We start from the raw sequence: 13,945 nt of genomic DNA on the forward strand, positions 1-13,945 counted from the left end.
TTAACATGGAGGAATAAACAAATGAAGAAAATACATGCATTCCAAACGGTAGATAAAATTATCTTTGGAAATCACTCTTTAGAAAATCTGAATGAACATTTATTTGCATTTGGTGAGATAAAGCACGTTTTAATCGCTACATTACCTAACTTTGAGAAAAATTTAGATATCGTTACAAAGCAATTAGATGAATTACAGGTTACGTACGATGTTATTACAGACATTCAACCGGAACCAACTGTTTACCATTTAAATGAATTATATAGTCGGATTGAATCAACATCTTATGATTTGATGATTGGCATGGGTGGCGGAAGTATACTTGATGCAGTTAAGATTTTGTCCGTTTTAAAAACAAATGACGAGCCTTTGGAGAATTTAATTGGAACAGAATTGATTAAGAATAAAGGTGTGCCAATGGTATTAATTCCTACTACTTCCGGCACAGGTTCAGAAGTAACACCAAACTCTATCGTAACTTTTCCAGAGCAAGAATTAAAAATCGGTATTGTCAGTCGTCATTTCTTAGCCGATCTAGTTGTGCTTGATCCGATGTTAACAGTGAGTGTACCACCTAGAATAACGGCAGCAACTGGGATGGATGCTTTTACTCATTCGTTTGAATCTTACATTTCAAATAAGGCGAATCCAATTAGTAACATGTACGCGATGGAGTCGATGAAGCTAATTACACAAAGCATCGTGCAATCCTATGAGCAAGGCGATAATATCGAGGCAAGATCAAAAATGCTTTTAGGTGCAACCTATGGTGGCATGGCATTAACAAGTGCAGGAACAGCAGCAGTGCATGCGCTTGCTTATCCGTTAGGTGGTAAATTTAAGGTATCACATGGTGAAGCAAATTCTATGTTGCTCCCACATGTTACGAGAGTGAATCTGGATGTAATAGAAGACAAGATGGCATATATTGCAAAAGAAATTGGGCTGGTTGAACAGGGTAGTTCTTTATCTGTCAAAGAAACAGCAGAACTTTTAATTAAACAAATAGAAAGCTGGACAAAGCAGCTAAATATTCCGCAAAACATTGCTGAGTTTGGTGTTAAGTATGAAGACATTCAGCCATTAGCGTTAGCTGCATCAAAAGTTACGAGACTATTAAATAATAATCCTAAAGAGCTGTCAGTGGAAGATGTGGAAAACATTTACAGAAAATTACTAGATTAATAGGAAGTATTCCATAGAAGAGGAGACTTAAAGATGAAAATTATTGTGACATCCCCTAGCTTTGGAAAATTCAATCCAGATATTTATGATGAGCTTCAAAGCGAAGGATACGAGGTTGTGAAACTGATTCCATATGATCGACAAGTCATGTTGCAAGAGGTTGTTGATGCCGATGCTATTATTGTAGGATTAGAAACAATGGATGAGGAAATTATGGCTACGGGAAAACAATTAAAGATAATTACCAAGCATGGTGTTGGGGTTGACAACATAGATTTAGATGCTGCTATGCGATGCGGCATTGCTGTTTCTAACACACCAGGTACCAATAATGATGCCGTAGCAGACCTTGCTTTTGGATTAATGCTGAGTGTAGCAAGATCTATTCCTGATGCAAATAGCAATTTGAAAGAAGAAAAATGGCTGAGATATGATGGGAATTCCGTTTGGGGAAAGACGTTGGGTATTGTTGGACTTGGTGCCATTGGGAAGGGTGTAGCTAAAAGAGCCAAAGGATTTTCAATGGACGTGTTAGGCTATGATATTACCGAACCGACACAAGAAGAAGTTGAGAACGGAATAAACCGAGTCTCTTTAGTGGAGTTATTCCAACAGGCGGATTATATTTCATTGCACGTGCCACTTAATAAATTCACAAAGCACATGGTTGGAAAAGAACAGTTCGATATGATGAAGGATAGTGCCATATTAATAAATACTGCACGTGGTGGTTTGATTGATGAAGAAGAATTAAAATATGCACTGTTAAATAACCGAATCAAAGGGTGTGGATTGGATGTTTTTGATGAAGAACCCCCAACTAATTATGATTTATTGAAACTAGATAACTTAGTAGTCACCCCACACATGGCAGCCTACACGATCGAGGCTGTTCAACTAACAAGTGAAACAGCAGCTAACAACGTAAGAAAAGCCCTGAAAAATGAGGGTGAAGTAAACGTAGTGAACTAGGGGTCAGACCCTGTCGAAAGACAAATGGATAGATTTGTCCGCAATGGATGGACATTTAATTGGGAGGAATGCAAAGTTTGTAAAGGCTTTGTGTTCCTTTTTTAATTTGGAGAGTGGGGATAAGGGGACAGTTACTGCTTCCCTGATTATATATATCACATGAATGTTGTTTCGGTTCATTTCTATTAATCCAGAATACTGACCAAGTCATGTCATCATATGGGTATGATGAGGAGAAAGCTTCTTATTAGACCTGAAGATATTTGGGGTTGATTATTGGGTTGAGGTAACTAGGGCCAGTGGGTCAGACCCCTCAAAAAAATGTCTCCATTTTTAAACCCATTCTGGCTGCTAGTTTTCCGTTAAATGGAATGAAGGGTATCCCCTACCAGTGAAGTGATTGTTAATTTCATATTTTTTTATAATTAGCAAATACTAATACGGGTGATATAAACATGTCATATAAAATAACAAACAGGCAGCAGGCGGCACTGGATGAATTAAAAGCATTTCACTATCATGAATGTTCTTCTCTAGACTGGAGAAGGCAAGCACAAGAGCCTTTTTCCAAGCATGAAGCAGGACCTAACGAAAAGAATTGGATCCAGAATGAAGAAAAATTCAAAGCAAGCTTTTTTTCAAATATCGTTGGAATAAATCAGCTTTTATTAGCTTACTATCAATTTAAGCAAAATAGGGGAAAAAGAATTGATCAAATAATTTATCAAAAATGGGAAGAAAAATACCCGTTTATTAAAAGTATTTTAGAAGGTGAACAGGATTCCTGGAGAGAATGTGTCAAACAATATGCGAGTTTCCATCAAAATTGTGACGTTGCAATGGCGTATAGTTTGCATGCACATGATTCAAAAACAGTAGAGTGTGATGTTTACCTTCATGAGCTACAAAACATCATTCCTTCTAAAATTGAAAAAACCACAGAAAGGGGAAGAATTCGCTATCATAATATGCCTAAAACAAAGCGCTTTGAGCTATATCAATACCATGTATATAGTTGTTTAAACAAAATAGTAAATGATTTGTTTGCTGTATTACCATGTGAGACGGTATTTATCAATGGTGTAATTGGTTCGGCAGAAAAACATCAACCTATTTTGTCAGCGGTAATCGAACGTAATCATCACCAACAAAAAAGGTGTCCAAAGCGAACGATTGAAAAGCATCGACAAATGGTTATATTTAAAAAGCGAAGCGGATTTCACCCATTAAAAAGGGTCTACGCACCGCAAGATTTGTATTTCACGGAGGGTTAGCTTTGGACATATTGTATTTAGCTAGTATCACTATTATTGTTTTTTTGGTTTATAAAGCATTCAAAAGATTTGTAAGAAGTGAAACTAAACAATCAATGGTAAAAGAATGGCATCATTTAGATCCGTTAAGTCAACGCTTCGATTCAAACGAACTTGATACGAGTTACGTTTATTTTATAAAAGAATCTGGCATGGATCATATTAAAATTGGAAAAGCAGATGATCCAGAACAACGCAAAAAAGAGCTAAGTACCGGTTCAGCGCATACCCATGAAATCGTTCACCTTATAAAAAGTAAAAAACCGTATAAAACAGAAAATCTGTTCCATTCTTACTTTCATGATAAACGATTTAAAGGGGAATGGTTTGATTTAACGGAGAGCGAGCTAAGGTGGATTCAAAAAGAAAACTATCCAAGAGAGATTGAAGATTCGATAAAGGGGTATTAATTGCCCTATTTTTACCTCGGAAAATTAGCACCCTATCCTTCCATTATAAATAAACGACATTCTGCTTTTGTTCTCATTCACTCACCTTTAACTATAATGTAATTTGCACTAACCTAAACGAAACTTTTGCATGATATCGGTGTGAACAAGCCAGGGCTATGGGGGGCAGGCACTCCTAATTGATAATTAACCGATTATCCGCGGAAAGGATCTGATTCCTTATTAATAGTAGCCTTATTTGTAGGAACTATCATCTGTTCTGATCCCTATTCCTTTCATGAGTACTGTTTACTCACATGAGCATTGGCTAGAGGAAGGATTGACAATCCAATATTTGGTGCCAGTCTTTTTGTAATAGTTAGTTTTACTACTTTTTGTGAATAGTATATAATGAGAAACCAAAGAAAAAATAGATAGGAAGTGCCTATGAATAAAAGCAAACAGAATGGACATAAACCGGGAAAAAAATCGAAAAAAAAGCATGAGAAAAAGAGCTCCGCACTGACAACTAAAAAGGGTAACAAATCCCAAGGCAAGCCTTCGATTACAAAGAAGCGTCAAGGTAACAAGAAAACTATAACCGCAGAGGTGACCTGTACAGGCCTGACCAATGAGGGGAAAGGCATAGTCCAGTGGGATGGAAAGCAGCTAGAGGTAGAGCATCTATTGCCAGGTGAAACGGCTGAGATTACTTTGTCCACTAGTGGGCGATATGTTAATACGGAATTGAAGCGGGTAATCGCCTCGTCAAAAGACCGGATCAAGCCAGTATGTTCGTATTATTATGATTGCGGGGGATGTCAGCTGCAGCATATGAACGAGCAGGCGCAAAAGCGTTTCAAGCAGGAAACAATAGATGAATTGATGAAACCATTCGGTAAGCCAGAACCCATTTTAACAATGGATCATCCGTATGATTACCGGAACAAGAGCCATACAACATTTGGTCTGAATAAGGAACGGCAGATTATTGGTGGGTTATACGCTCAGAATAGTCATCAGCTTATCTCGATGGATCGGTGTCTCATTCACGATCCGAAAGCGGATGAGATCTGGCAAACGATTAAGGACATGATGAAGTCCTTTAAAATGCAGCCATATAATGAAGACACTGGACGAGGTTTCCTGCGTCACGTACTGGTGAAGGTCGGCAAGGTCAGTGGTGAGATCATGGTGGTGCTGGTTGTAGCTTCACCTATTTTTAAAGGTAAGAATAATTTTGTAAAAGCTCTTAGGAAGGCGCACCCGGAGATTACCACCATCCTGATGAACGTAAATAACCGGGATACGAGCATGGTTCTAGGTGGTCAGGAGAAAGTGTTGTTCGGTAAAGGGACTATAACAGACACCCTGTGTGGAATGAAGTTTGATATTTCCGCGAAATCCTTCTATCAGATTAATCCGGTCCAGACGGAAAAGTTATATGCAAAAGCCATTGAAATGGCCCAGTTGACTGGAAGTGAAACCGTAATTGATGCGTACTGTGGGATCGGTACAATTGGTCTGATTGCTAGTCAAAAGGCTGGCAAAGTCATTGGAGTAGAGTTGAATAAGGATGCTGTTCGAGACGCAATCCGCAATTCAAAGCGCAACGGCGTGAAAAATGCCCGTTTCTATCAAGGCGATTCCGGGGAATTCATGATGGAGATGGCAGCACGTGGTGAGAAAGCGGATGTAGTAATTATGGATCCACCACGAAGCGGGAGTGATGAAGCGTTCTTGTCTAGTGTCGTTAAGCTTAAGCCAGAACGTATAGTTTATGTGTCCTGCAATCCGGTGACGCAGGTGCGGGATATGAGATATTTAGTACAGAACGGATATAAGGTAAAAGGGATGCAGCCAGTGGATATGTTTCCACAGACGGTGCATGTAGAAAACGTAGCGGAGATAGTGTTGAAATAGCTTGATATCATAAGTTTAGTGGTCTTAATTATAGATAGAAGTGTGTGTTTTATGTTCCCTCGGACTATTAGTTCGGGGGATTTTTTGACCCCTAGTGTCTTACTCTTAAATGAAAAAGCAAATGCTAGAGGTCTTTCTTATGGAAATACGAGTTATATTATAACTTTTTAAAATTAACATAAAGACCATGATTTCTTTCATATTGGTCCTTTCCATTTCACCTATGCAAAAATTTAGTTTGTAAAATTTGGATTGCCTCTTCTATTTCTTTTAGTTCGGGCTCTGTCAAATTGTTAATTCGCTCTTGAAATTTTAATTCAAGCTGTCGAAACACTTTATTCATTAGCGCCGTTCCATTCTCTGTAAGACGAATGTCAAACTTGCGACGATCATTCGGATCAATAATTTTTTCGCATAGTTGGCTTTGAATTAATTTTTTTAACTCACGGCTAGAATTAGGTAAAGATAAATGCAAGCATTCACTGATTTCACTAAGAGTTACAGGTTGGCTAACTGTAATGAACTCTAATATTTTGTATTGAACGGTAGTTATGTTTTCAATTTTGATTTCTTTTGTCATATCGTTTGTCACTTGATGTACGGATGCAGTAAATCGAACAAACTGTTGGAAAAGATTACCTCTGTCCATATAAATCACCTCATTTACAAATTATCAAATATATTATCAAAAAACAATTGTCAATTGACAACTAAATTGGGTGAGTGTTAGTATTTAGTTATCAAATGATAACAAATGAGGTGTTTAATAGTGAACGTTTTAATTGTTTTTACCCATCCAAATCATCAAAGCTTGAGCTATGCATTTTTACAAGGGGTACTTCGAGGGTGTGAGGAAAACCATGTTATACAAAATGTTCAAGTTTTGGATTTATATGGTGAAAATTTTGATCCGGTCCTTCAATTTGGGGAGAAAAAGAAGAGAAGAGATATGTATAAAGATCCAGAATTAGAAAAATATCGGGATCAACTATCGTGGGCTGAAAAGATTATTTTTATCTACCCTATATGGTGGGGAAGACCTCCTGCTATGTTAATGGGTTATATTGATAAAATGTTTGCTTCAGGATTTGCCTACAAGGATAATGGTAAGTTGTTGCCAGACGGTTTGTTGAAGGGGAAATCAGTCGTATGTATTTCTGTAATGAAAGGTCCAACCTTTTATCCAATGTTTTGGCTAAATAATACTCATAAAGTTTTAATGCGTAAAGCATTATTTCAATACGTAGGCATTAAAAAGGTAAAGTTTTTTGAGTTTGGGAATATGGAAAATTCAAAGGGTAAACATCAGAATAAAATAAAAAAAGTATATAAATATTTCAAAAATTGAATAAACATAGCTTAACATCATAAAATCATCTGCTAGTTGTCTAGAGGAAAAAGAGGAAATATTAGTGATTGTAGAGACTGCTCGCAAAAATAATATTTATAGATAACAGTATCATCTTACTACCAAGCCACATGTAGAAAACGTAGCGGAGATAATGTTGAAGAGATAAGCAGGGACTTGACAGGTTCCTGCTTTTTTAAGTATAAGCAAAATTTTGATCGAAATTCTCTGATTCGGTTAAATATTTGACGTCGATCCCTGATCAACAATATATCGATGCAGATCATAAGCAGCTGAAATATTGGTCCAAACATTTATACGATTTCCACCTGTTAGAAGGATGATGTATTTTTCTTTTGCTTTTGAAGATTTGAACGGATTTTCATTCTCTATTTACTACTTTTTGTTCAAGTTTATATTTGGAGTTAAATAAAAGTTGAATAATGAATAATCGGTAAACCATATCTTAACTGGAAATATATTGTCATTCGCTCCACCTTAATTCCCCCAAAAAGGTAGTATAATAGAATCATCTTATATATTAAAAAATGGGTGGCAAATGATGAAGTAATAAATGACAAGAGAAATCTTATATTGCATAGTAGACGAAGTAAACGTATACTGCGAAGCAACAATTATCATTATTGTGTAAAATAAGGGAACAACTACTTGTTAATTTTTGGTATAATTTTAGTGTGAAGATTGATTATGTTGTGAAGTTATTCACTTAAACGGGCAGATTTTTTCAATAAGAAATCACAAAAGGAATGAGCATTTACTGTGAAATAAGATTTGACGTATTAATGTCTAATAAAAAAGTAATGCAAAAAATTGAGATGATGCACATTAGTATTATTACACAACAAAAATAAAAATATATGGAGGTATAGTTATGTGGGTAATATTAGGGGTTATTGCTATAGTAGCAACTTTTATAAATCTTTATATGTATAAAGCAGGAAAGGATTATAAGCTTGCTATGGCGATGGGATTATCATTTACAGCATTAACACTTTGTGCAGAATACAGTCTTGTATCTCGGTGGGTAAAAGTGGAAGATTGGGCAGCTTTATCGGATGTAGTTCCTGGTATGGAAAGGGCATTATGGTTTTTGGCAATTGTTTCTATCTTACTAAATATAGCACCTATACTTTTAGAACTAAAAGGTAAGAAATAATTACTTATTGTCACATCATTTATATAATATGCAATTAATGTGTAAGTCTTTATGTATAACTAAACCAGCTAATAGTTTGTCAATATTTTTCAATAAAAAAATTAAAATACCCATGATATACTAAAAAAGAACATGCTAAATAACCTTCCTATTAGTTGTAATTGGAAGGATTTGTTGTATTTAGTTAGATATAGTTTCTAAGCTATATCTTGGAAAGTAGTTCTGCTTTTTAGTAAAGCGTAAATCCAATGTAAGAGCTTGTTAACACATGCAATAACTGCTACTCTAAAGGGTTTTCCTTCTTCACGTTTTTTATCGTAAAACTCTCTTAATCTTTTATTGCGTGCCATGATATCATCTGTTGTCTTCTTTTTACGAGAATCTCGAATACCACTTTGGACCGCCATATATAAGGCATGGCGAAGTCTATTGGATCCTCGTTTAGTAATTCGATTAACGGATGCCGTAAACTTACCAGAGGAATAAACACTTGGATCTACTCCAGCAAATGCAACGAGCTTTTTGGCATCATTGAACCTATCTATCTCTCCAACTTCAGAAATAATCGTGCCGGCGATTTTTTCTCCGATACCAGGGATAGACTGGAGTATATGATATTCTTCAATTTCATTAGCGAGGGCATCTATTTCAGTCGCAATTTTCGATAGATGCTCTTGGTATTGAAGAACAATCGTCACCAACACCTCAAGATTAAAGATATGACTCTCGTATAAGTTTTTCTTAAATGGATTACGAAGAGCTGCATCTCTTAGTTTCTGTGCTTTTTCTATTGCCCAGAGGTCGGAACGACTCTTACATAACGCACCAATCCTGTCTGCTAATTCTCTTTCACTCATCTTCAAAACTGCCTCAGATGTTGGGAATTCAAGTAAAGTAAGCAACGAAACCTTAGAATATAAACTACCAAATACACCTCTATATTCTGGAAATACCTGATCCATCAAAGAGTGCAGCTGCAACTTAGTTTTTGCGGATATTTCTGCAATGCTTTCCTGTTGTCTAGTAAGATTGCGAAGGTTTAATAGCTGAATGCCTCGCTTTTTATAAGGTTCTAATTCTTCTTTATAAAACAGCTCACAAAGGTGATAGGCATCCACAGCATCTGTTTTAACCTTACGCAGACTTGAACTTTTGGCACGATGTGAAATGAGAGGATTTACTATAATATAAACATACTGTTGTTCCTCCAAAAATTGAATAACGGGAGTATGATAGTGACCAGTTGACTCTAGAACTACCGAAGGTGGATTGCCATTAGCTGCGTCTTCAACTTCTTCAAGAAATTCTAGTAAGTTACCTAGTCCATTAAGATCATGCTTAATACTAAAGCTTTTACGATATGGTTTACCTTTATCTAAAAAAGCTTGGAGCTGACTTTCCCCTTTTGAAACATCCAGACCAACGACTGGATTCATAGAATATCTCCTCCTAGAATAATAAATTAGTCGGTATCCCCTAAAGGCTTCTTGTAATGTCATAGGTTCGCTTGTTAAACGGGATCTATTGTCCCAACCAGCCTGAAACATGTTTATACAAGTAGGGGGTGAACAGTTTAGCTAACGGGATCGAGTCCCACGGGTGCGACGTTCTACCCCGACTACCGTTATAATAAGACCATATAAAAAAAGGTCAACCAGAAAATAAAGGATACTCTTTAAATATCTGGCTAACCTTATATTACGAACGGGGGGCTTATTTGGAACAAGAAACGTAGACCTTATGCGTTAAAGGGGGCAGGCACCGTAAAAAGACAATTGTCCATATACGGTGCCCTGATACCTTATCCCATTTGTTACTGGTGCAAGCTATATTGTAACAACAATGATATTTCTAGCGCTTGTAGCTGTCGTAATTGCTTGCCACGTTGCGTATCTTCTTCGCCTTTGGACGTTACTTCTTCTACCTCATCGATAAAAAGGGAAGGATCCCATTGTTTCCATTCCTTTATTTTCGGGTAGATTTCTTTACCTTGTTCATACAACTCTTCGAAAATTGGGGAATCGCCAATCTTACTAAACCAATACTTTGAGTTGCCAAAGTCACCTTCTCGTCGGTGCATAATCCCGTGCCAATAGCTGCCGATTGGTTCTGAAATATTTTGTGAAATCGCATGTGAAGCGTAGAGGTCGTCGTTCCATAGCAATAAGCCAGAACGAGTTGCAAGGGTAGTAAGTCTTGAAGGAGCAGTTTTTCCCGTGATTTCTTCCTCGGATAAATCATTAATCTCCTTTGATAATTCAGGCTTCCACGTTTCTTCTGGACAAAGAGGTGGAAGCGGATTCCTGTCTTCTAACGTTTGAACAATTGACGCAATTGTAGTCATAACAACCCCACCTTTTTATAGATTTGTATGAATTATATCAATACTATTTCAATTTTCCAACTAACTATATTGCTAGCAATGGTTTCGGGCAATACAAATAGTAACTTCATCCTATGGCTTTTAATAAAGCTTTATTAAATATAAGCGTGTAGTAAATAAAGAAATGATAGACGAAGTAAAAAAATTTTCTAGAGTGTTAAATCTCTGAAAACAGATCTTAATTTTCAAGATTTTGATACACAACTGATAACTCTCTTGCTTCACGAGATACATACTCCGCTTGGCGGGAAATAATGACTTATCCCGCGTTAAGCGAGCAATATATCCTGTGATGCCTATTCATTATCCCGTTTACAGCATCACCTATCCCGTAAAGGAAGAAGTTTCAACTAATAAAACATTTAATAGGTATCATAGATATGTTTTAAAAAAAGCAATAGGGAAAGTGAATTATCACGGTGCTAAACGTCTGTAAGACCCCCACTGATCATAGTCTCACTTTATTTTGAATCAACTAATTTCCCTTTGAATAGGATTTTCTTTGAAAAAGTAAGATTTAACTGGCGACTAAACTTCTGCAGTTGTCGCTCCTCACTCTCCGTGACAATGGCTACAACGGTTCCTGATTCAGCACCCAACCGCCCAGTTCTTCCGGAACGATGAACAAATTGTGTCGTCTCTTTAGGCAAGTCCATATGAATAACATGAGATAAATCAGGGATATCTAAGCCTCTTGCAGCAACATCTGAAGCTAGTAGTAGATCAGATTTTCCTTCGCGGAATTCTTTAATTGCTTTAGCGCGCTCTTGCTTTTTGGAGTCACTATGTAAAACTCCTGCATTGATTCCCATATAATCTAGTTTTTCTGCCAGTACCGAAAGCGTTGTAATGTCTTTGACGAATACTAATGCTTTCATTTCATGATTTCGTACGAGCTTTCGCAGCGGTTCAATCTTATCTCTCGCTTCACAAACAAGATACATATACACTACATTTGGTCGATCATCATCTTCTTTACCTACTCGAATTACTTCAGGACTGTTCATTAGTTCTTCTGCCTTTGATTGTACTATTTTAGGTAGAGTTGCCGAAAAGACGAGCACTTGCCGGTCACTCAAGGTACTTTTCACGATTTTTTCGATAGTAGGTATATGTTCGGGTACTAACAGTTGATCTGCTTCATCCAATACAATCGTTTTTACTTGATGCATCTTTAATTTTTTCTGGTTAATTAGTTCGTTCATTCTTCCTGGTGTTCCAATTACGATTTGCGGTTTCTTTTTCAACTTTTCAATTTGTCGTTTTACGTTTGCTCCACCAATCAGTGTAGCACTTCCTATTCCACTATCCCTTGACCACTCCTGAACTTCTTGATTTATTTGCATCACCAGTTCATGGGATGATGCTAAGATAACAACTTGGGTATTTTTTTGAGTTGGGTCGATTTGTTGCAAAAGTGGTAAAAGGTAAGCTAGCGTTTTACCGCTGCCTGTTGGTGACTCAGCAATGATATCTTTTCCGTCGATTATAAAACGGGCCGTATGTAGTTGAATGGCTGTTAGCTTTTCAAATCCGGATTTATCCCATATGGTTTGAAGAAACGGTTTCAGGTCAGGTAATACTTCATTTAATGATTGAATTTTATTCATTTCTAATGCTCCTTTTAATGCTTCAATTCGTACATCTTTATTCAGAGTAATGCGGATTACTATATACGTCAACTTGTACCATTATTTTGTGATAAATCAAATCGATTATGTGCTCTCCATAAGCTGGGGAGAGATTACACATAAAATTTTTCCTTCGTTATAAACTAAATGTATGTTCAGGAGGTGTAGAATATGGACAATCAAGAATTCGAGAAAATATTTCAAGATTATAAACAGCAGGGTGAGGAACAAGCTCAGCAGGAAGTGCCAGCATCAGGAGAGCTTGGAAAAGAACAAATTGTTGCTGTTCGAAAAAATGATGAGGGCGATATTATTGCATTTAAAACGAATAGCGGCAGAGAGTTAGACTACGTAACCGCAATTGATGAAGCAAAAGCAGGAAAAATTGAGCATGTCGATGTATTTCATAAATATGGTCGAGACATTATCCGTAGTGAACCTGACGGTATTAAAGAAAATAATCTAGATCAATTAGATACATTTTAATTGCATTGATAAAGAAACATATGGCAGCTATCAAGGGTAAAGGCTTTGTCCCCTTCCAATGCTGCTTCAAAAGCACAACAAATCAATAAGAAAGAACTATAAGTGGTTAAAGATCATGCGAGCGTCCTGTATTCTTTCTGCTGAAGTGATGATCTAGCCTTATCTAACTTGAAATGATAAGATGCCTTTCTCCATTTAGGTGTTCCAGTTCCAAAAAAAGAGGTACTACTGACCACCAGCCGGTAGTACCTCTACATGTGTTACAATGCAAAACTAAATATTCCCCATCCTAATAAATCGTTCACGGATACGATAGTGATTTTCCTCTAAAATTGCTTTGATCTTATCATATTGCTCGGTTGAAAGGGCCTCATAAAGCTTGCTATTCAAAACATTGGCAGAGTAATGTTTATCATTAGGTCTTAATTTCCATCCAATCATTCCAGCACGGAAGCTTTTATCACGCCAGGAATCAAAAGTCTGCAGCATGATTTGATTGCGGGTATTTTCCACAATGGTTCTGGCAAATAAATTAGAATGCTTGAGGTAGACCGCGTACTCGTCATTTACTTCTGCTTGTAATTGCCTGTCTAAATGTAATTTAATTTGAGCAATATCCAAATTGATTGCCCCTTTTTGTAGCAATTCGACAGCATAATTCATTATACAATTATTCAGCTCGACGATTTCGAATAATTCCTTATAAGAAATTTCTTTCACAAGGGTACCTCTATTTTTTAGAATGGTGACAAATCCGTCATTTTCTAAAAAAAGCAAAGCATTACGAATCGGTGTCCGACTCATTTCAAACTCTTTTGAAAGATTATTCTCTGATAAAAGCTCCCCTGGCATGATATCTCCGTAAATAATCTGTTTTCGTAATTCCAAATAGGGCTTTTCCGCTAATGACGTAGCATTCATTTCGCTCTTTCCTTTCTCTATATCTTTGTAAACAACAATTGAATATTCCTAAACTAATAGTACCATTAATCATCTTGTATACAAGGTGTTTTTTGACTTGGATAAGAATTTACATTATATAAATATTTGTAGTATCAATATAAATCACGATTCTAAGATTAACATTCTTTTTGCAATCTATTAATACTTCCTTAATAAAAGAGATGTATATTTGTCA

General features: G+C 36.6%; 13 protein-coding genes. 8 read left to right on the forward strand and 5 right to left on the reverse strand.

Annotated elements, in window-relative coordinates; genetic code table 11:
• Nucleotides 1-21: 21 nt before the first annotated feature.
• From GI584_RS05530 to rlmD, 5 genes are all read left to right on the forward strand, one after another.
• On the forward strand, nt 22-1,185 hold the full coding sequence (locus GI584_RS05530; protein ID WP_153790534.1) for an iron-containing alcohol dehydrogenase: 1,164 nt from the start codon (nt 22-24) through the stop codon (nt 1,183-1,185).
• Nucleotides 1,186-1,218: 33 nt separating this feature from the next.
• Nucleotides 1,219-2,157 carry a phosphoglycerate dehydrogenase gene (locus GI584_RS05535; protein WP_153790535.1) on the forward strand — a complete coding sequence of 313 codons (939 nt, stop codon included), beginning with the start codon at nt 1,219-1,221 and terminating at the stop codon, nt 2,155-2,157.
• A gap of 455 nt (nt 2,158-2,612) precedes the next feature.
• A complete protein-coding gene (locus tag GI584_RS05540) occupies nt 2,613-3,431 on the forward strand; it encodes a hypothetical protein (protein ID WP_153790536.1) in 819 nt (272 codons plus the stop codon).
• A 2-nt stretch (nt 3,432-3,433) separates the two neighbouring features.
• The gene (locus GI584_RS05545) at nt 3,434-3,880 is read left to right on the forward strand and encodes a GIY-YIG nuclease family protein (protein WP_153790537.1); all 447 of its coding nucleotides are present in this window, start codon (nt 3,434-3,436) and stop codon (nt 3,878-3,880) included.
• 426 nt (nt 3,881-4,306) lie between these two features.
• Nucleotides 4,307-5,782 (forward strand): 23S rRNA (uracil(1939)-C(5))-methyltransferase RlmD, encoded by a 1,476-nt coding sequence (rlmD, locus tag GI584_RS05550; protein WP_153790538.1) that lies wholly within the window; start codon nt 4,307-4,309, stop codon nt 5,780-5,782.
• A gap of 217 nt (nt 5,783-5,999) precedes the next feature.
• Here the strand turns inward: rlmD and GI584_RS05555 are convergent, their stop codons facing one another.
• Nucleotides 6,000-6,431: a MarR family winged helix-turn-helix transcriptional regulator gene (locus tag GI584_RS05555; RefSeq protein WP_153790539.1), complete on the reverse strand. Its 432-nt coding sequence runs from the start codon at nt 6,429-6,431 to the stop codon at nt 6,000-6,002.
• 120 nt (nt 6,432-6,551) lie between these two features.
• Here GI584_RS05555 and GI584_RS05560 point away from each other — a divergent pair, with 120 nt between their 5' ends.
• Nucleotides 6,552-7,130 carry an NAD(P)H-dependent oxidoreductase gene (locus GI584_RS05560; protein ID WP_153790540.1) on the forward strand — a complete coding sequence of 193 codons (579 nt, stop codon included), beginning with the start codon at nt 6,552-6,554 and terminating at the stop codon, nt 7,128-7,130.
• Between the two features lie 892 nt (nt 7,131-8,022).
• Nucleotides 8,023-8,307 (forward strand): hypothetical protein, encoded by a 285-nt coding sequence (locus GI584_RS05565; protein ID WP_153790541.1) that lies wholly within the window; start codon nt 8,023-8,025, stop codon nt 8,305-8,307.
• 197 nt (nt 8,308-8,504) lie between these two features.
• On the opposite strand, the gene GI584_RS05570 is transcribed toward GI584_RS05565, so the two are convergent.
• The 3 genes from GI584_RS05570 to GI584_RS05580 form a co-directional block, all read right to left on the reverse strand.
• A complete protein-coding gene (locus tag GI584_RS05570; RefSeq protein WP_153790542.1) occupies nt 8,505-9,743 on the reverse strand; it encodes an IS110 family RNA-guided transposase in 1,239 nt (412 codons plus the stop codon).
• A 377-nt stretch (nt 9,744-10,120) separates the two neighbouring features.
• Nucleotides 10,121-10,651, reverse strand: coding sequence for a hypothetical protein (locus GI584_RS05575; RefSeq protein WP_153790543.1), 531 nt, complete (start codon nt 10,649-10,651; stop codon nt 10,121-10,123).
• A gap of 500 nt (nt 10,652-11,151) precedes the next feature.
• Entirely contained in the window at nt 11,152-12,300 is a 1,149-nt protein-coding gene (locus tag GI584_RS05580) for a DEAD/DEAH box helicase (protein WP_153790544.1), read from the reverse strand.
• A 192-nt stretch (nt 12,301-12,492) separates the two neighbouring features.
• Here GI584_RS05580 and GI584_RS05585 point away from each other — a divergent pair, with 192 nt between their 5' ends.
• Nucleotides 12,493-12,807 carry a DUF3892 domain-containing protein gene (locus tag GI584_RS05585; RefSeq protein ID WP_153790545.1) on the forward strand — a complete coding sequence of 105 codons (315 nt, stop codon included), beginning with the start codon at nt 12,493-12,495 and terminating at the stop codon, nt 12,805-12,807.
• Nucleotides 12,808-13,080: 273 nt separating this feature from the next.
• Here GI584_RS05585 and GI584_RS05590 read toward each other — a convergent pair whose 3' ends face one another.
• A complete protein-coding gene (locus tag GI584_RS05590; protein ID WP_153790546.1) occupies nt 13,081-13,728 on the reverse strand; it encodes a GntR family transcriptional regulator in 648 nt (215 codons plus the stop codon).
• Nucleotides 13,729-13,945 lie beyond the last annotated feature (217 nt).

The organism is Gracilibacillus salitolerans (assembly GCF_009650095.1).
GTDB lineage: Bacteria > Bacillota > Bacilli > Bacillales > Amphibacillaceae > Gracilibacillus > Gracilibacillus salitolerans.